This is a genomic window from Paraburkholderia sp. J7 (assembly GCF_905220155.1).
Taxonomy (GTDB): Bacteria; Pseudomonadota; Gammaproteobacteria; order Burkholderiales; family Burkholderiaceae; genus Paraburkholderia.
On record NZ_CAJMYZ010000142.1, the window covers coordinates 1 to 252 of the forward strand.

The following is a 252-nucleotide window of genomic DNA, read 5'->3' on the forward strand; positions in this document are numbered from 1 at the left end:
TCCGTTCCTGCCGTTCGTGCGCCCCGAAATCGACGAAGAAACCATCCAGGGCGTCGCCGACGTGCTGCGCTCGGGCTGGATCACGACCGGCCCGCAGAACCAGGCGTTCGAAGCGGCGCTCTCCGAATACTGCGGCGGCCGGCCCGTGCGCACCTTCAACTCCGGCACCGCCACGCTCGAAATCGGGCTGCGCATTGCCGGCGTGGGTCCCGGCGACGAAGTCATCACCACGCCCGCATCGTGGGTCTCCAC

At 68.7% G+C, this 252-nt stretch carries 1 protein-coding gene; it reads left to right on the forward strand.

The features are described 5' to 3' along the window. Positions 1-252, forward strand: a 252-nt coding sequence (locus tag U5A58_RS40685; RefSeq protein WP_321965482.1) for a DegT/DnrJ/EryC1/StrS family aminotransferase, incomplete at both ends; no start/stop codon positions are given.